Origin of the sequence: Legionella moravica DSM 19234, assembly GCF_000423305.1 — a bacterium.
GTDB lineage: Bacteria > Pseudomonadota > Gammaproteobacteria > Legionellales > Legionellaceae > Legionella > Legionella moravica.
Window position 1 is genome coordinate 116,400 of sequence record NZ_AUHS01000014.1, and the last position, 16,480, is coordinate 132,879.

A 16,480-nucleotide genomic window follows, 5' to 3' on the forward strand; every position below is an offset into this window, starting at 1 on the left:
TCTCCTCGAAAAAATCCAATATCACAACATATCAGGAAGCTATGGGTTTCAGATTGTCCAGAAACCCGGATAACTCACTCTACTAATTTTAATGATGGTTTTTTTCTTGCGGCAGCTTCAGAATCCGGTGAACTGGTTGGTGGTTGAGGTTCTTCACCTTCTTCAATAGCAAAAGCAATCCCACGACCATTCTCTTTAGCATAAATTTCCAATACCGCATTCGGAACTACGAAGATCTGTTCCGTTTGACCAGAAAATCGAGCGGTAAATACAATACGATCATTTTCCAGTAAAAGACCGCGTGTTGCTGATGGGGAAATATTTAAAACAATACGCTCATGACGAATATGTTCCTTGGGAACCTGAACATTTGGATAAGTTGCATCAACCAAAATATAAGGAGTCAGCTCATTATCTACGATCCAGTCGTAAAAAGCGCGAATCAGATAAGGTTTATTTGATGTCATTGCCATATTATGCAGCTCTTATTTGTCTCTCAGCATCAGTCAAACTCGCTTGGAACGAATCACGTTTGAATACACGCTGCATGTAAGAGAGGATGCCTTTAAACTGAGGGGCAATTTCCATACCTAATTTAGGCAAACGCCATAATAGTGGTGCTAAAGCGCAATCCAGTAAAGAAAACTCATCGCTCAAAAAATAAGGTTTATCAGCGAATACAGGATCCAGACTGGTTAGGCTTTCCAGCAAATTGACCCGAGCTTGTTCAGCATTGTCATCGTTTAGAATGTAATTCATCAGATAGTACCAGTCCTGCTCAATCCGATGCATCATTTTACGGGTTTCTGCTCGGGCAACAGGATATACAGGCAATAAAGGAGGATGAGGGAAGCGCTCGTCCAGATATTCCATAATAATGCGTGCTTCATAAAGAACCAATTCTCTATCAAGCAATGTAGGAACTGTCCCATAGGGATTAATCGCTAACAGATCTGAGCTTGGCTCGCTTTGATTCACAGCAAGAATTTCTACATTAACGCCTTTTTCAGCTAATACTATCCGTACCTGATGACTATAAACATCATCAACATCAGAAAATAAAGACATTATGGTGCGCTTTGCAACAATTGCCATTAGCAACTCCTATCGATTCATGAAGCCCGGAAACAGCTTCCGTATTTTACAGTTCAAAGAGCAACATTCTACCACATTTTTACCCTTCCGGGTGACTTTATGCCAAAATCTAATTCATTTTTGCAAATATATCATTCAATACTCAAGGGTCTGTTGACAATTCATCTATCGCTCCCCGCTACCCGCGCATTAAGCGCAGAACGCAGGCTAGGAGCAATTGCCAACAGAACCGAGAAAACTCGGAACTTATTTTATTCTTCGCCAATAAATTTTATTTAAGCGGTAGGCAAAAATAAAAAGAATGCATAAAAACAGAATAACAAAGACACCAATCTTATATCGCACCATTTTGGCAGGCTCCCCGACGTAAACCAGAAAGGTGACTAAATCTTTAAGCGCACTATCGAATTCAGCCTGATACATTTGACCAGGTTCAAGAACTATTAAATCCGAAGAATGGGCAGATTTATTGTGCCTTAAGATTACTGTTCCGATCAATGGCTCCAGGATATTGGGCATGGCAACATCAGGTATCAGAAGGTTGTTGGTACCAAAAGGCCTTGAGCCATCACTGTAAAAACTCTTTAAGTAAGTATAAATCCACTCAGGGCCTCGATCTCGAGCACTTAAAGATAAGTCCGGAGGCACGATACCAAACCACTGCCTGGCATCTTCTGGAGGCATTGCAATACGAATGGGGTCGTATACCGTTGCTTCTGTAAATATTAAATTACTTTTTAACAAGTCTTCATCCAGCTCGCCATCAAAAGTAGTTAGACCTAATTCATGAGCCATCCGATTGTAACGCATGTACTTTAATGAATGACAACCCGAACAATAATTCATATAAAGTCTGGCGCCTCTTTGTAAGCTCTCTCTGTCTTTTAAGTTTATTGTCACGGAATGCATGGGCCTATCATCTGCCCTTGCCAATGGAGCTGTGTCAAGTAAAAAAATGCAGACCATCACTAAGGTTATGAGTTTCATCATGATTCACCTATTCGGGCAGGAACGGGTTTCGTACGCTCTAATCGACTATAGAACGGCATGAAAATAAAAAAGGAAAAATAGATAACCGTACCCAACCTGGCCAGCAATAAGCGTAGTGGTGTAACCGGAGCTGTACCTAAATACCCCAATAGCAACACGCTCAAAATAAAAAGAGTTAAGCTTACTCGTGAAAATACTCCCTTATATCTCATCGAGCGAACGCTGCTTCGATCCAGCCAAGGAATAAAAAATAAAATAAATATCGCGGATTGCATACAAGCAACTCCCCATAACTTGTCAGGAATGGCCCTTAAAATGGCGTAAAACGGTGCCATATACCAGACTGGAGCAATATGCTCAGGAGTTACCATAGGATTGGCTGGAACAAAATTAGCATGCTCTAAAAAATACCCCCCCATCTCGGGGGCAAAAAAAACGACCCCAAAAAACAGGATTAAAAACGCTATAATTCCAGAAAAATCTTTCACCGAGTAATAGGGATGGAAAGAAACTCCATCCAATGGGATGCCTCGCTCATCTACAGTGTTTTTAATGTCAATTCCTTCAGGATTATTGGAACCAACCTTATGCAAGGCAACGATGTGCATAAACACCAAAAGGAGCATTAAAATAGGGATACCAATGACGTGTAAGGCAAAAAAACGTTGTAAGGTAGCATTTGCAACAGCAAAATCACCTCTTAACCAAACCGCTAAACTTTTACCAATGTAGGGTATTGCTCCGAATAACGAGGTAATCACTTCTGCGCCCCAGTAGGACATTTGTCCCCAAGGCAATAAATAGCCAAAAAATGCTTCCGCCAGCAGTATAAGATATAAAACCATGCCCAGTAGCCAGACTAGCTCTCTTGGCTTTTGATAAGAGCCATAAAGCAAACCTCGAAACATATGGAGATAGATCACAATAAAAAATGCTGACGCGCCTGTTGAATGCATGTAACGCAATAACCAGCCAAAATTGACATCACGCATAATGTATTCAACAGAAGAAAAGGCTTGATCAGCACTGGGAGTGTAAAACATGGTCAACCATAAACCAGTGACCAACTGATTCATCAGAACCACTAAAGCCAGTGAGCCAAAGAAATAAAAAAAGTTCAGGTTTTTCGGGACATAATAATTACTAAAATGACTTTTCCAGGTGCTTAACAAGGGAAAACGTGCATCTAACCAGCTCACCAGTCCACTCATGGTTCAGTCCTTATTGTGCTTCCTCACCTATCACTATCGTATGCTCATTAATAAAGTGATATGGAGGTACTTCGAGGTTTATAGGAGCAGGAACACCCTTGAAAACCCTGCCTGAGAGATCGAAAGTGGAGCCATGGCATGGACAAAAGAAACCTCCTGGCCAATCAGGTCCTAACTCACCCAAATCAGGTTTATATTTTGGCGAACACCCAAGATGGGTACAAATACCAATTAACACCAAATATTCAGGATTAATGGAACGGTATTTATTTTTTGCATATTCTGGTTGTTGTTCTACTAATGATTGGGGATCTCGTAATCGTGGATCATCAACATTTAACTGTTGAAGCATTTCATTGGTTCGCCTGATAATCCAGACCGGCTTTCCACGCCATTCTACAATCGCTTGTTCTCCAGGCTCCAATTTTGATAAATCAACCTGTACAGGCGCGCCTGCTGCTTGTGCTTTAGCGCTAGGCAACCAAGATGAAACAAAGGGAGTTAAAGCACAAACAGCGCCCACGCCACCTAAAACACAGGTCGAAGTTAACAAAAATCGACGCCGCTCTTCATCAAATGGATTTTCAGGTTTCTTATCCACATCCTGATTCAGATCAGTAATTTCACTCACCGTCATGCCGCCCTGATTTAAGATAAACTTATTTATAACAAAGAAATGCACTTTTTCAAACGGATGGGAGGACTATTTTATAGAAATAAAAAAAAAACCCGCATAAAGCGGGTTTTTAAATAAAACGTTATTAACGTTTGGAGTACTGAGTCGCACGACGTGCTTTGTGCAGACCGACTTTCTTTCTTTCCACACGACGTGAATCACGAGTTAACAAACCACGAGCACGCAGCTTTCTACGAAATGAATCAGGGCTTGGCTCAGCATCTTCTGCCAATCCATGCTCATCATAGGCAACCAATGCTCTGGCGATACCCAAACGAACAGCACCTGCTTGACCAGAAACACCGCCACCAACAACAGTGATGAAAATGTCAAATTTATCAAGAACGTCAACAGTTTCTAAAGGTTGCATTACAACCATGCAAGAAGTTTCACGACAAAAATATTCTTTCAGAGTGCGATTATTGACTTTAATCTCACCTTTACCAGGACGTAAAAAAACACGAGCTGTTGAACTTTTTCTACGGCCAGTGCCATAGTATTGCTTCATTTCAGCCATAATACTTATTCCTCAATCTCAAGTTGCTTGGGTTGCTGTGCAGTATGCGGATGTTCGCTACCAACATATACTTTCAGTTTGCGATACATCTCTCTACCCAATGGATTTTTTGGTAACATGCCTTTTACAGCAAGCTCGATAATTCTTACAGGATTGTGTGCCTGCATTTTTTCGAAAGTAACCGATTTGATACCACCAGGAAAACCTGTGTGACGATGATACATCTTGTCTTTAAATTTACGGCCAGTCACAGTGACTTTCTCCGCGTTAGTAACAATGATGTAGTCACCAGTATCAACATGGGGTGTATACTCAGCTTTATGTTTGCCACGCAAACGACGGGCAATCTCAGTAGCTAAGCGACCCAAAACCTTATTGCTGGCATCGACCACTAACCAGTCACGTTTGACTTCATGGCCTTTGGCACTAATTGTCTTCATTAAATAAACTCCGAACCGCCTAAATTGGTAATCTTTCTATCATGGACGGGCGATTTTAACCAAAACAGAAACATCCTACAAGTAAAAAGGATAAAAATTTATTAACAATTAATTAAATCCATATAAAAACATCTAATTTCACATGAAAATGTGAACTGATTCCTGCAATTCAACAGCACTTATCTATACATAAGAAATAAATAATTTACTTATCAATTAAAAGCTGTTCTGCGGTTTCTCCCGCAATTAAATGGCTTTCAATTATTTGATCAATATCAGCAAGAGAAGAATAAGAATACCACACTCCCTCAGGATAAATCACTATGCATGGCCCCGAACTGCAGCGTCCAAGACAACCCGACTTACTGACCCGATACTTTCCGGGGCCGTGCATATCCAGTTCCAAAAGGCGAGATTTAAGGTAGTCAAAATATTCTTCGCCACCAGTATTCGCACAGCATTGCTTACCTGCCGCCTTTTGATTCGTGCATATCATTATGTGCTTGGTATAATAAGTCAAGGGTTTACTTTCCTATTGCTTCTATCTTTGTTTTTAATTTTAAGCCCGGCTTAAAGGTTACCACTCTTCTGGCAACCACAGGAATTTCTTCACCGGTTTTAGGATTTCTACCGGGTCTTTCAGGTTTGTCTCTGGGAGTAAAATTACCGAATCCGGATAATTTCACAGGTTGCCCATGCTCCAGAGCATGACGTAGTTCTTCAAAAAAATTTTCTACCAGTTCCTTGGCTACCGGCTTGGAAAGCTTTAAATCATCACACAAGGATTCAGCCATTATTGCTTTGCTCAATGCATTCACGATTAGTCCCTCAATATGATTGAAAATTCATTTTGCAGTGTCTTGATTATAGCATCAATTAGCAAATTGATCTCAGAATCTACTAATGTTCGTGTATCATCCTGTAAGGTCATTGCAACAGCAAGACTTTTCTTTCCTTCTGGCACCCCTTTACCGACATAAACATCAAAGACATCAAATGATTTTAACCAATTTTCTGTAACTGCTGATCGGACAGCGTGTTCAATCTGCTTGGCATTTATTTTTTCATCAACCAAAAACGAAAGATCTCTTCTTATTTGAGGGTATTTTGAAATCGTTTTATACAGGGGTGTAACAGGATTCTTCAATGCCTCTACATTTAACTCAAATAACAGAACATCTTGAGCAATATCTAAAGCATCGGACAGTCGTGGGTGCAATACCCCAATCCATCCAGCATGCTGCCCGCCTATTGTGATTTGTGCTGATTGACCGGGATGCAAAGCATCATTAACAGCCGGTATAAACGCCACGTCATTTAATTTTAATAATGCAAACAACGATTCCAGGTCACCTTTCAAATCATAGAAATCGTAGCAACGTTTTGTTTCATTCCAGTTCAAGCTGCCACGTTCGCCCATCAACAAACCGGCAATACATGGACGCTCGGTTAAGTTCTGTTTCTCAACATCAAACACAACCCCAATCTCAAAAAATTTAATCGCATTTTGTTGTCTGTGGACATTGTAAATCATTGAGGCAATTAACCCCGGCCACATCCCTACTCTCATCTGCGATAATTCTGAAGAAATAGGATTGAGTAACTGCATGAATTCCTTCTCAGGATAAAGAGCTTCTTGTATCTCTGGATCAACAAAGCTATAACTTATGGTCTCATGATATCCTCTTGAGCGGAACCAATGAGACAATTGAGCAGCTATTCGTTCATTCGAGCAGATGGCGCCCGCCTGAACCACTGTATTCATCGGCTCGGCCTTTAAATTATCATAACCGTATAAGCGGATGATTTCTTCTACCAAATCAACGTCTTGCTGTATGTCAAATCGATGTGAAGGAACCGTTACGTCAAATTGTGTACCGGCTTCATGAGTAATAACGATGCCCAATCCCGCCAATAAACTGTTCATTTCCTGTAACGAGATAGTCAGCCCGGTCAGTTGTTTTACTTTTGTAGTATCAAAAGTAAATTGGATTCGTTTGGGTAAATGGGTCGCATCAGACGATTCAATAATTGGCCCTGCTGTACCGCCAGCAATAGATGTAATTAGCGAAGTGGCTCGCTCCAGCGCTTTCAACTGGAGATAGGGATCAACTCCTCGCTCATAGCGCTGTGATGAATCGCTGAATAAGCCATATTTTCTAGCGACACCGGCAATGATAATCGGATTAAAAAAAGCACTTTCCAGAAAAACATCCGTAGTATGAGCTTCGACCGCACTGTCAGCACCGCCCATGATACCCGCCATGGCCAAAGGCTTTTCTTTATCAGCGATAACCAGAACCTTGTCGTTTAAGTGAACCTCTTGACCATCTAATAATTTTAATTGCTCTGAATCATTACTAAAACGAACATTAATTTCACCATCAATTTTCGCCAGATCAAATGCATGCATAGGCTGCCCTAATTCGAGCATGACATAATTCATAATATCAACAATGGGATGGAGTATTCTGATCCCCCCCCGGCGCAGACGCTCACTCATCCATAATGGTGTTTTGGCCTGAGTATCAATGTTTCGTATAATTCGCCCACAATACCTGGGGCATGCCTCTGGATTGTGCAAATGAACGCTAAGGACATCATCTATTGCTGGGGTAATTGTAGCAACAGGTTGCTCCATCAATGGCAATTTATTGAGTACTGCAACTTCCCGGGCTATACCCAATACACTAAAGCAATCCGCTCTATTAGGGGTTAAATCGACATCAAAGACATGATCATCAAGAGTCAGATATTCACGTAAATCCATACCGACAGGGGCATCATCCTCTAACTCCATAATGCCTTCAGAGTGTTCAGCAAGCCCTAGTTCAGTAACGGAACACAGCATACCCTGAGACAACTCGCCTCTCAGTTTGGATTCCTTGATCTGAAGACCACCAGGTAATTTGGCGCCAACCATCGCTAGCGCAACTTTTAAACCAGCGCGTACATTTGCTGCGCCGCATACAATTTTTAAAGGTTTATCAGCATTCACGCTGACATCGCATAAAGTCAGTTTATCCGCATCAGGATGAGGCGTTGTACTTAGAACTTCAGCAACAACCACATGAGTAAACGCTCCAGCAACAGGATTTACCGCATCTACTTCCAAACCAGCCATAGTCAATTGATCGGCTAACTCTTGTTCTGTTAATGAGAAGTTAACCCATTCACGTAACCATAACTTACTTAATTTCATCTATAGTCCCCATAATTCAATTGCTGCCTCTCATATACATGGTTCACTTCCTCTACGGACTATAATTCTGATGTGTATGATTTAATCCGTATAAAGTTCGCAATAAGAGAGGACAGAGATCGGTATTAAATGCTTAAAACTGACTTAAAAATGTTACATCGTTTTCAAACATCATGCGCAAATCATCAATTCCGTAATACAACATGGCCAGCCTGTCCATGCCCATGCCAAATGCCCAACCCTGATACTCCTCAGGAGAGATATTGACCGCTTTGAGAACATTAGGATGAACCATACCACAGCCCAGAACCTCTAACCATCCGGTAAACTTACACGAGCGGCATCCCTTGCCACTGCACTGAGTACATTCTATATCCACTTCAGCAGAGGGTTCGGTAAAGGGAAAATAGGAAGGACGAAAGCGAAGCGCCAGTTCTCGCCCAAAAAAGTGAGCAAAAAAATCGTTCAGCAATCCCTTTAATCCAGCCAGTGTTGCCTGTTTATCAATTAATAAGCCTTCAACCTGATGGAACATGGGTGTATGGGTCATGTCAGAATCACATCGATATACCCGACCTGGTGCGATCAGACGAAAAGGAGGTTTACGTTGCTCCATAGTACGAATTTGTACTGGCGATGTATGAGTTCTTAGTAATCTGCCATCCCCAAAATAAAAGGTATCGTGCATTGCACGCGCAGGATGGTGACCAGGTATATTCAAGGCTTCAAAATTATAAAATTCTGTTTCAATTTCAGGGCCATCAACTATATCAAAGCCTAAGCGAGTAAAAAAATCATTAATTATATGTTTTACCTGAGTCACCGGATGTAAAGATCCCGACTCACGATGTCGCCCTGGAAGGGTTACATCGATTTGTTCTTGAGCTAATTTTTCCAGCAATTGTTTTTCTTTTAATTCAAGCATTTTCGTCTCGATCAGCATGCTGATCTCGCGCTTTGCCTGATTAACTAATTGACCCATTTTGGGTTTTTCTTCAGCGGATAAATTCGCAAGGCCTTTTAAAATATCAGTCAGTTTACCTTTTTTTCCCAAAAAATCGACACGAATTAACTCAAGAGCGGCAATGTCCGGGGCCTGATTAATGGCTTCAGAGGCTTGTTCTTGTATGGTGATGATATCCTGCATTTTTATACCCACAAGTAAAAAGGAGGCCTTAGCCTCCTAAATAATTTTATTAGTACTTTCTTTTGCTGTGATAGATAAAGACTGCTTAACCTGCTAATGCAGCTTTGGCTTGTTCAGCAATTGCAGCAAAAGCTACTTTGTCATGAATCGCCATATCAGCCAGAATTTTTCTATCCAGTTCAATTGACGCTTTTTTCAAACCATCAATCAAACGACTGTATGACAAACCACACTCACGAGCCTGTGCGTTAATACGAACTATCCATAGAGCACGAAACTGTCTTTTCTTTTGACGTCTATCACGATAAGCGTATTGGCCTGCTTTGATTACAGCCTGCTTCGCTACGCGATAGGTCCGGCTACGTGCGCCGTAATAACCTTTTGCTTGGTCTAATATTTTCTTGTGACGCGCTTTAGCGGTCACACCACGTTTTACTCTTGGCATATCTTAATCTCCCCTTAACTACCGTGCAACATACGCTCTGCCAAACGCGCATCGCATGGCTTCAAAGTACTGGCACCTACGCGTAAATGGCGTTTTTGCTTAGTAGACTTCTTGGTGAGGATATGATTCCTGTAAGCGCCACGACGTTTAATCGCACCACTTGCTGTTTTGCGGAAGCGTTTAGCTGCTCCGCGATGTGACTTTAACTTCGGCATAACAATATACTCCGCATTTGTTACTTAGTTTTTTTGGGTGATAATACCATCAGTAATTGTCTTCCTTCGCGCTTAGCATGTTGTTCAACAACTGCTACATCAGCAGTATCCTGCTGGATTCGCTCCAGAATTTTCATACCGAGTTCTTGATGAGCCATTTCACGACCACGAAAACGAAGCGTGATTTTGACCTTATCACCATGATTCAGGAAACGGATCAGGTTGCGTAGCTTGACCTGATAATCTCCATCTTCCGTCGTAGGACGGAATTTTAGCTCTTTGACCTGAATTTGCTTTTGCTTTTTCTTTGCTTCAGCTTGCTTTTTACTCAGTTCAAAAAGAAATTTACCATAATCCATAATACGGCATACGGGAGGCTTGGCTGTTGGAGATATTTCTACCAAATCCAATCCGCCTTCTTCCGCAGCCCTTAGGGCTTCTCGTGTTGATACAATTCCTGCCTGGTTACCATCGACATCAATTAAGCGTACCTCAGGTACAGTGATCTGTTCATTAATTCGTGCGCGATCATTTTCACGCTTAGTTGGTGCACTAATGGTTTAATCCTCCAGTTCGTTATTTACAGAGATCCTTTACGGACAATTTCTTGCGTCAAGGTATCACAAATTGTATCTATTGTCATCACGCCTAAGTCCACACCTTCACGTGAACGAACGGCAACCTGACCATTTTCAACTTCTTTATCGCCTATTACTAATAGATAAGGCACTTTTTGTAAAGTATGCTCGCGAATTTTAAAGCCAATTTTCTCATTTCTCAAGTCCAAATGTGCACGAATACCATTTTTTTGTAAAATTCGTGTGACTTTTTCCGCATACGCGTTCTGTTTTTCACTTATAGTGAGTACAGCAGTCTGTACTGGCGACAACCAAAGTGGTAATTTTCCAGCATAATGCTCGATTAATATGCCCATAAAGCGCTCAAAAGAACCTAAAATCGCACGATGCAACATGACAGGAGTCTGTTTGCTACCGTCTTCAGCAATATAGCTTGCTTCCAAACGAGCGGGCATTGAAAAATCAACCTGAATGGTACCGCACTGCCAAATTCGACCCAGGCAATCCGATAAAGAACATTCAATTTTCGGGCCATAAAATGCTCCTTCACCTGGCGCATCAACCCATTCAATTCCTCTTTCCTGCATGGCTTGTTTTAGAGCATTCTCGGCTTTATCCCATACCTCGTCCGCACCAACACGTTTTTCAGGACGTAAAGCCAGACGGTATTTAATTGCACTAAAACCAAAATCGGTGTACACGGATTGAACCAACTCCAGCATCATCGCAACTTCAGATTGAATCTGATCTTCGGTACAAAATATATGAGCATCATCCTGCACCATATTTCGTACACGCATTAATCCATGCAATGAACCAGAAGGTTCACATCGATGGCAATTGCCAAACTCAGAAAGCCTTAATGGCAAATCTCTATAACTTTTCAAACCTTGATTATAAACTTGGACGTGGCAAGGACAATTCATTGGCTTTACGGCATACTGACGATTTTCGGTCTCGGTAACAAACATCTCATCTCTGAAATTTGCCCAATGCCCCGATTTTTCCCACAATACTTTATCGACCAACTGGGGGGTTTTAATTTCCTGGTAGCCAAAATCAGCCAAACGCATGCGCATGTAACGCTCTAATTCCTGATAGATTATCCAGCCATTGGGATGCCAAAAAACCATTCCGGGAGCAATATCCTGAAAATGAAACAGATCGAGGGCTTTTCCCAATTTGCGATGATCCCGTTTTTCCGCTTCTTCGATGCGAAACAGATAATCGGCTAGTGATTTTTTATCAGTCCAGGCTGTACCATAAATTCGCTGCAGCATCTCATTATTAGAATCACCACGCCAATAGGCACCTGCCAGTTTTGTCAGTTTAAAGGCCTTTAAAAAACCGGTAGATGGAACATGCGGACCTCGGCACAAATCTTCAAAATCACCTTGACGGTATAATGAAAGCACTTCACCAGCAGGAATATCAGCAATAATCTTGGCTTTATACTCTTCACCCAGATTTTTAAAATATTGAATTGCTTCATCGCGCGGTAATTCTCTGCGAGTAACAGGATGATTTGCTTTAGCCAGTTCCTGCATTTTTGCTTCAATTAGCTCAAGATCTTCCGGTGTAAAGGGTCGCTCAAAGGCAAAATCGTAGTAAAAACCGTCCTCAATGACAGGGCCTATAGTCACTTGGGCTTGGGGGAACAGAATCTTTACGGCCTGAGCTAAAAGATGTGCGGCAGAATGTCTTATAACTTCCAGACTTTCTTCTTGTTTCTCGGTGATAATAACCAAGGAGCAGTCATTCTGAATCAAATAGCTGGTATCAACCAAACAGCCATCAACACGACCTGCCAGAGCTGCCTTTGCTAATCCTGGACTAATATGGTGTGCTACATCGTAAATAGTCAAAGGGGCTTCAAAATGTTTCACACTACCATCAGGTAATTTAATGTTTGGCATAGTTCTGTCCGTCATTCCGTCCGTCAAGCACTTCTTTTCAAAAAAAAACCCTGCAGAGCAGGGTTAAAACTTTTGTATTCAGTGCAGCAGCTGCTCTATAAAATTGATTCAAATGTATCTTTCGATTTAATTGGTAGGCACGAGTGGGATCGAACCACCGACCACCACCATGTCAAGGTGGTGCTCTACCACTGAGCTACGTGCCTAGAATTCGACCTGTATTCAAATAGGTTTGAATTATATAATAAAGTTGTAATACAAAGCAAATTATTTAATCGACTACTTCAAATAATTTTTAAGTGATGCCAATAGATTAACAAATTACACAGGCTCAAATCAGGTGCGGTTGCTAAATTACTTTTTCTATTACTCGCAAACTCCCAAATACTGCAGACAAGTCCATTCTCAGAACATGGGGTATTGGAACACGACACGATGTCTCTAATGGTTCAATTTAAATGATTTTAGCATGACAATTCAATTGCCTTGAAAATATGCCCACTCCGGTATTCATTAATTACTTTAATCGAAGACGGTAATTCCTGAGTTCAAGGAAAGTTCATGTAACCGATTGATCTGGCTTCGTGTGACACGATGTGTTGATAAGTTAGGAAGCTCATCTATTGGAAAAAAATCGATCTCAGAAATTTCAAGGTTTGCTTTCTCACAACCAGATATTATTTCACCCAGAAAAAAAATCTTATAAGTATGCGGCCATTGTGGAGGGTGATCGTGTTTCAACTTATCCCAAAGAGCTAAAAGTCTGGTAATCCTGATATTAAATCCAGTTTCTTCCAGTACTTCTCTTGTGACCGACTCAGAAGGTGACTCATTAACATCAACCCAACCTCCTGGTAAAGTCCACAAATGATCAGAACGCTCTTTTACAAGTAATAATTTTTTTTCTTTTAATATAAAAGCCCTGACATCTAGCTTAGGTGTTGCATACCCCTTTTCTAACGAAAAAAAATTCTCAACTATATTGATATCTTTATCAGAGAAGTATGCCGCCATTTCTTTAGCAATATTTTCAACTTGATGGTATCGCTCTATATCAAATTCGTTTTTTGAATACGTCATTCCATTTTGGGAAATAGCGTGCAATTCTGTAACCCATTTCAATATATGATTATCCATAAGTGATCAAATTCCGTAGTTACCCAAATATTATTTCTTAAAACGCTATAGATTCAAAATATCTTCAGCACGAAAGTTTATCATTGGTTGCTTAAATTACAACTTGTGCCTGAATCATTATTACACTTTGTGGGAAATAATAAGGAGTCAAAGCTTAGGGGGCAGGTCTTACTTTTTGCTTTATGAATTGCTAAAAAGCAAGACCTGACCCTATTGACGTTTGCTCGGGCACTTGTTCCTTAAATGTATGAAATCAGTCATCGTTTCAATCTTGAACAGACGCACTTCATGACCAAAATAGCTCCAGATTTAATCCAAACAAGCCCAAAACCATCAATCAGTGCGGGCTGGATAACTTACCCCAAAACACATGGAGTACTAAGTGATATATGCTTTCCTGAAATTACTATTAGCCATAAAAAAATAACGCACATCAAAAAAGGGGATACATTAAATCAGGCAAATAGCTTGTTAGATAGCGCATGCAGTGTTTTGTTTTGGGATTTTTCTTATGAAAAATAAACAAAACCTTTGAAAATTTAAAAGAATCAACCCCAGTAAAAACGGATTAAAGTATTCGCTCATCGCTTTATAGCCCCTTCCCGGGGTATATAAGGCATATACTTTACTATCAAGTGATTCATTGAGTAGCAAGAAAGGGTCAGGACTTGAATTGTGAATATCAATAAATTCACAATTCAAGTCCTGCCCCTTATACCTGTCAGATAAATTAAAATCGCAGCCCATTTTAGGCCCTCTAACTCAAATTAAGAGATTTCTTACACGATTATGCGCTATTTTGAGTATAACTCATTAAAATTATTCGCTATGCTTAAATCAGTACGAGGAAGGACAGCGGATGTCTTATTAAGGATTATTTGAACGCATCAAGGACGATGCACTACCACAAGGATGTGGTCTGCCTCCTCGGAACACCATTAACTATTGCCATTATTAAGTAATCAGAATTTATTACGCTTTTTATCACATCTCAAGCCAACGAAACCTCTAGGTAAAACCCTTCATTAATTCAATTATTTTTGGTATTAATTTGAACCTTGATTAATAGATACAGTTTTCGAACTAGCGTCCCAAGTGAATTACAAATTTTGAAACATCCTTTTTACGGATTCACAAACCCGTCCGTTAACAGACAAAAGAGTCTTTCTTGGCGCCTAAAAAGGGTTCCACAGAACAGTTCGCAATTTATTTTATATTCATTGCAGGCAATTCTGGGCCCATTAAGAAGATAAATTATGGTTGAACCCAGTAATAAAATTTTTGATAATCCCGTACTAGCACTCGCCATCTGGCTGGACTACATGCCTCCCGGATTAATATCAATGATACTATAGGAAATACAATGAGTAAGAATGGCCCAAAACACATCAAAGAATATCGTGTATTCAGTACTACATACAGTACCGGAGCACTGCTCTCTCTTGGTATGAACTTCAAATTACATGGTTTGAGTTTTAAACTACTCTATTGCCTTTTATCTTGGATGAATGTGGGTTACTTGATAGCGTGAAATTGCCACTCATAAAAAATTCCAATTATCATGGCTCGGAGTGAGCATTTGGAAGGGCGGATCTTGCTTTTTACTAGGTATATTGCTTTGGAGCAAAAAGCAAGATACTTGTACATTAATGACTTTAAACATTTAAAATTGCTTGTAACACGCGAACCACATAAAATTCAGAATTTTTTTATAAAATTGACTATGAACCAAAACGTACTCAAAGTCGTAGCTTTTAGTCTATATAATCCCATATAATAAAACGCGAATTTCTTCTACGTCTTGCTCAAAGACATTTTTGTATGGTTAAAGTGATGCCAAAAGAATTACGACAATTTCTCACGTTTCTAGTATTCGTTGTATCTTCAATGACTTATTCCCGAGCGACAATAGATGAGCTATCAGACACAGCGCAGGATACTTATTGGCTCTATATTCTCGGCTTGGCAATTCTTGCTGGTTGTTGTGAGTCCATTGAGGTATACGATCATCTATTTCCAGCTCAATACGATGAATCTAATGATGCGCATGAAGAGCAGAAACAACCATCATTACTTCAGCCTGCAAAAACGAGTGATATTATAGTCATGTCAACGGGTTTGATGTTACTTGCACCACCATTAGCTATGTGCGGATGGGCGCATCGTTTACAAGGTAGCTTATTGGCCAGTTCATTAGGAATACATGATAATGAATTTTTAGGGTTGGTTTTCGCTGCACCTGCGTTAATAAAGTTTTGTGCTATCTCGGTACCACACCTTTTTCACACCCTGAATGGTACGCGTGAACATTATAGTTTGAGTGTAACGAATAGTCAGATAATTGGGAGACCACAAAGCTCATGGCCTCCTTTAAAATGGTGGTTAATGTTGGCAGCAATGGTTTATCTGCATTTACCAGAGGGACAATTAATCGCTGCCCCAATTAACCAAGAGTTTTACAAGCGTATTGCTGTATTTGGTTTTGCCATAGCAGAGTCAGTTCCTCATCTTAATCAAATGGAACAATTACCCAATAATATTGCCAACATGCTTAGGCATGGTGATTCATCTTCTATGATTTTATCATTGGGTGTTGGGGCTTTGGCTGGGGTTGCACATGCCTCTCAAGCTCTGCTTGCAGCCATCGCAAATGGCGTAGATTATACTGCCTGGCTTGGGCCTTTAATTGAGTTTGTAATTGGATTTAGTGAGGCACAGCAACACGCCGTTCCAGCGGCAAGAAGACTATATCGTTCGACTTTTTTCAACTCAAGATCTCCTATTGAAATAGAAGCGAGTGCTTCAATGCCAACTGAAAATGCCGTCAACACAGACATACCAAGACTAGCATGATGAAAAAAACACCATGCCAAGGATGAAATTGCAGTCATAAAGAGAGAGTATCGATATG

At 40.5% G+C, this 16,480-nt stretch carries 19 protein-coding genes and 1 tRNA gene; 3 read left to right on the forward strand and 17 right to left on the reverse strand.

Annotated features, from left to right (window positions below):
- Positions 1-74: 74 nt before the first annotated feature.
- From G543_RS0103765 to G543_RS0103840, 17 genes are all read right to left on the reverse strand, one after another.
- A complete protein-coding gene (locus G543_RS0103765) occupies positions 75-473 on the reverse strand; it encodes a ClpXP protease specificity-enhancing factor (protein WP_028383350.1) in 399 nt (132 codons plus the stop codon).
- Between the two features lies 1 nt (position 474).
- Positions 475-1,095, reverse strand: coding sequence for a stringent starvation protein SspA (sspA, locus tag G543_RS0103770; protein ID WP_028383351.1), 621 nt, complete (start codon positions 1,093-1,095; stop codon positions 475-477).
- 246 nt (positions 1,096-1,341) lie between these two features.
- On the reverse strand, positions 1,342-2,085 hold the full coding sequence (locus G543_RS0103775; RefSeq protein WP_028383352.1) for a cytochrome c1: 744 nt from the start codon (positions 2,083-2,085) through the stop codon (positions 1,342-1,344).
- Entirely contained in the window at positions 2,082-3,296 is a 1,215-nt protein-coding gene (locus G543_RS0103780; protein WP_028383353.1) for a cytochrome b, read from the reverse strand. The genes G543_RS0103775 and G543_RS0103780 overlap by 4 nt, the downstream gene beginning before the upstream one ends.
- A 10-nt stretch (positions 3,297-3,306) precedes the next feature.
- A complete protein-coding gene (petA, locus tag G543_RS0103785; protein WP_028383354.1) occupies positions 3,307-3,927 on the reverse strand; it encodes a ubiquinol-cytochrome c reductase iron-sulfur subunit in 621 nt (206 codons plus the stop codon).
- Between the two features lie 130 nt (positions 3,928-4,057).
- Complete coding sequence (gene rpsI, locus G543_RS0103790) at positions 4,058-4,489, reverse strand: 30S ribosomal protein S9 (protein ID WP_028383355.1); 432 nt, start codon at positions 4,487-4,489, stop codon at positions 4,058-4,060.
- Positions 4,490-4,494: 5 nt separating this feature from the next.
- Positions 4,495-4,929: a 50S ribosomal protein L13 gene (rplM, locus tag G543_RS0103795; protein ID WP_028383356.1), complete on the reverse strand. Its 435-nt coding sequence runs from the start codon at positions 4,927-4,929 to the stop codon at positions 4,495-4,497.
- 205 nt (positions 4,930-5,134) lie between these two features.
- On the reverse strand, positions 5,135-5,449 hold the full coding sequence (locus G543_RS0103800) for a (2Fe-2S) ferredoxin domain-containing protein (protein ID WP_028383357.1): 315 nt from the start codon (positions 5,447-5,449) through the stop codon (positions 5,135-5,137).
- Positions 5,450-5,453: 4 nt separating this feature from the next.
- Entirely contained in the window at positions 5,454-5,747 is a 294-nt protein-coding gene (locus G543_RS0103805; protein ID WP_028383358.1) for an integration host factor subunit alpha, read from the reverse strand.
- Between the two features lie 2 nt (positions 5,748-5,749).
- Positions 5,750-8,131 (reverse strand): phenylalanine--tRNA ligase subunit beta, encoded by a 2,382-nt coding sequence (gene pheT, locus G543_RS0103810; protein ID WP_028383359.1) that lies wholly within the window; start codon positions 8,129-8,131, stop codon positions 5,750-5,752.
- Between the two features lie 133 nt (positions 8,132-8,264).
- Positions 8,265-9,278: a phenylalanine--tRNA ligase subunit alpha gene (pheS, locus tag G543_RS0103815; protein ID WP_028383360.1), complete on the reverse strand. Its 1,014-nt coding sequence runs from the start codon at positions 9,276-9,278 to the stop codon at positions 8,265-8,267.
- 85 nt (positions 9,279-9,363) lie between these two features.
- Positions 9,364-9,723 (reverse strand): 50S ribosomal protein L20, encoded by a 360-nt coding sequence (rplT, locus tag G543_RS0103820; protein WP_028383361.1) that lies wholly within the window; start codon positions 9,721-9,723, stop codon positions 9,364-9,366.
- Positions 9,724-9,737: 14 nt separating this feature from the next.
- Positions 9,738-9,938 carry a 50S ribosomal protein L35 gene (gene rpmI / locus G543_RS18605; RefSeq protein ID WP_035889291.1) on the reverse strand — a complete coding sequence of 67 codons (201 nt, stop codon included), beginning with the start codon at positions 9,936-9,938 and terminating at the stop codon, positions 9,738-9,740.
- Positions 9,939-9,958: 20 nt separating this feature from the next.
- Positions 9,959-10,495, reverse strand: a complete 537-nt coding sequence (gene infC, locus G543_RS16995; RefSeq protein ID WP_035921352.1) for a translation initiation factor IF-3 — start codon at positions 10,493-10,495, stop codon at positions 9,959-9,961.
- Positions 10,496-10,518: 23 nt separating this feature from the next.
- Complete coding sequence (gene thrS / locus G543_RS0103830) at positions 10,519-12,432, reverse strand: threonine--tRNA ligase (RefSeq protein ID WP_028383363.1); 1,914 nt, start codon at positions 12,430-12,432, stop codon at positions 10,519-10,521.
- 131 nt (positions 12,433-12,563) lie between these two features.
- Positions 12,564-12,638 (reverse strand) — tRNA-Val (locus tag G543_RS0103835).
- Positions 12,639-12,954: 316 nt separating this feature from the next.
- Positions 12,955-13,569: an NUDIX hydrolase gene (locus G543_RS0103840; protein ID WP_028383364.1), complete on the reverse strand. Its 615-nt coding sequence runs from the start codon at positions 13,567-13,569 to the stop codon at positions 12,955-12,957.
- 288 nt (positions 13,570-13,857) lie between these two features.
- Here G543_RS0103840 and G543_RS0103845 point away from each other — a divergent pair, with 288 nt between their 5' ends.
- The 3 genes from G543_RS0103845 to G543_RS0103850 all read left to right on the forward strand — a co-directional run bounded on the left by G543_RS0103845 (position 13,858) and on the right by G543_RS0103850 (position 16,422).
- Entirely contained in the window at positions 13,858-14,091 is a 234-nt protein-coding gene (locus G543_RS0103845) for a hypothetical protein (protein WP_162145878.1), read from the forward strand.
- 841 nt (positions 14,092-14,932) lie between these two features.
- A complete protein-coding gene (locus tag G543_RS18910) occupies positions 14,933-15,100 on the forward strand; it encodes a hypothetical protein (RefSeq protein WP_155824906.1) in 168 nt (55 codons plus the stop codon).
- A gap of 302 nt (positions 15,101-15,402) precedes the next feature.
- Positions 15,403-16,422 (forward strand): hypothetical protein, encoded by a 1,020-nt coding sequence (locus G543_RS0103850; protein ID WP_035921355.1) that lies wholly within the window; start codon positions 15,403-15,405, stop codon positions 16,420-16,422.
- The last annotated feature ends 58 nt before the right edge of the window (positions 16,423-16,480 follow it).

Excerpts from the sequence above, each read along its gene's own strand:
- G543_RS0103765 (WP_028383350.1), bottom strand. The coding sequence starts at position 473 with ATGGCAATGACATCAAATAAACCTTATCTGATTCGCGCTTTTTACGAC.
- sspA (WP_028383351.1), bottom strand. The coding sequence starts at position 1,095 with ATGGCAATTGTTGCAAAGCGCACCATAATGTCTTTATTTTCTGATGTT.
- G543_RS0103775 (WP_028383352.1), bottom strand. The coding sequence starts at position 2,085 with ATGATGAAACTCATAACCTTAGTGATGGTCTGCATTTTTTTACTTGAC.
- G543_RS0103780 (WP_028383353.1), bottom strand. The coding sequence starts at position 3,296 with ATGAGTGGACTGGTGAGCTGGTTAGATGCACGTTTTCCCTTGTTAAGC.
- rpsI (WP_028383355.1), bottom strand. The coding sequence starts at position 4,489 with ATGGCTGAAATGAAGCAATACTATGGCACTGGCCGTAGAAAAAGTTCA.
- rplM (WP_028383356.1), bottom strand. The coding sequence starts at position 4,929 with ATGAAGACAATTAGTGCCAAAGGCCATGAAGTCAAACGTGACTGGTTA.
- pheT (WP_028383359.1), bottom strand. The coding sequence starts at position 8,131 with ATGAAATTAAGTAAGTTATGGTTACGTGAATGGGTTAACTTCTCATTA.
- pheS (WP_028383360.1), bottom strand. The coding sequence starts at position 9,278 with ATGCAGGATATCATCACCATACAAGAACAAGCCTCTGAAGCCATTAAT.
- rplT (WP_028383361.1), bottom strand. The coding sequence starts at position 9,723 with ATGCCAAGAGTAAAACGTGGTGTGACCGCTAAAGCGCGTCACAAGAAA.
- rpmI (WP_035889291.1), bottom strand. The coding sequence starts at position 9,938 with ATGCCGAAGTTAAAGTCACATCGCGGAGCAGCTAAACGCTTCCGCAAA.
- thrS (WP_028383363.1), bottom strand. The coding sequence starts at position 12,432 with ATGCCAAACATTAAATTACCTGATGGTAGTGTGAAACATTTTGAAGCC.
- G543_RS0103840 (WP_028383364.1), bottom strand. The coding sequence starts at position 13,569 with ATGGATAATCATATATTGAAATGGGTTACAGAATTGCACGCTATTTCC.
- G543_RS0103845 (WP_162145878.1), top strand. The coding sequence starts at position 13,858 with ATGACCAAAATAGCTCCAGATTTAATCCAAACAAGCCCAAAACCATCA.
- G543_RS18910 (WP_155824906.1), top strand. The coding sequence starts at position 14,933 with ATGAGTAAGAATGGCCCAAAACACATCAAAGAATATCGTGTATTCAGT.
- G543_RS0103850 (WP_035921355.1), top strand. The coding sequence starts at position 15,403 with ATGCCAAAAGAATTACGACAATTTCTCACGTTTCTAGTATTCGTTGTA.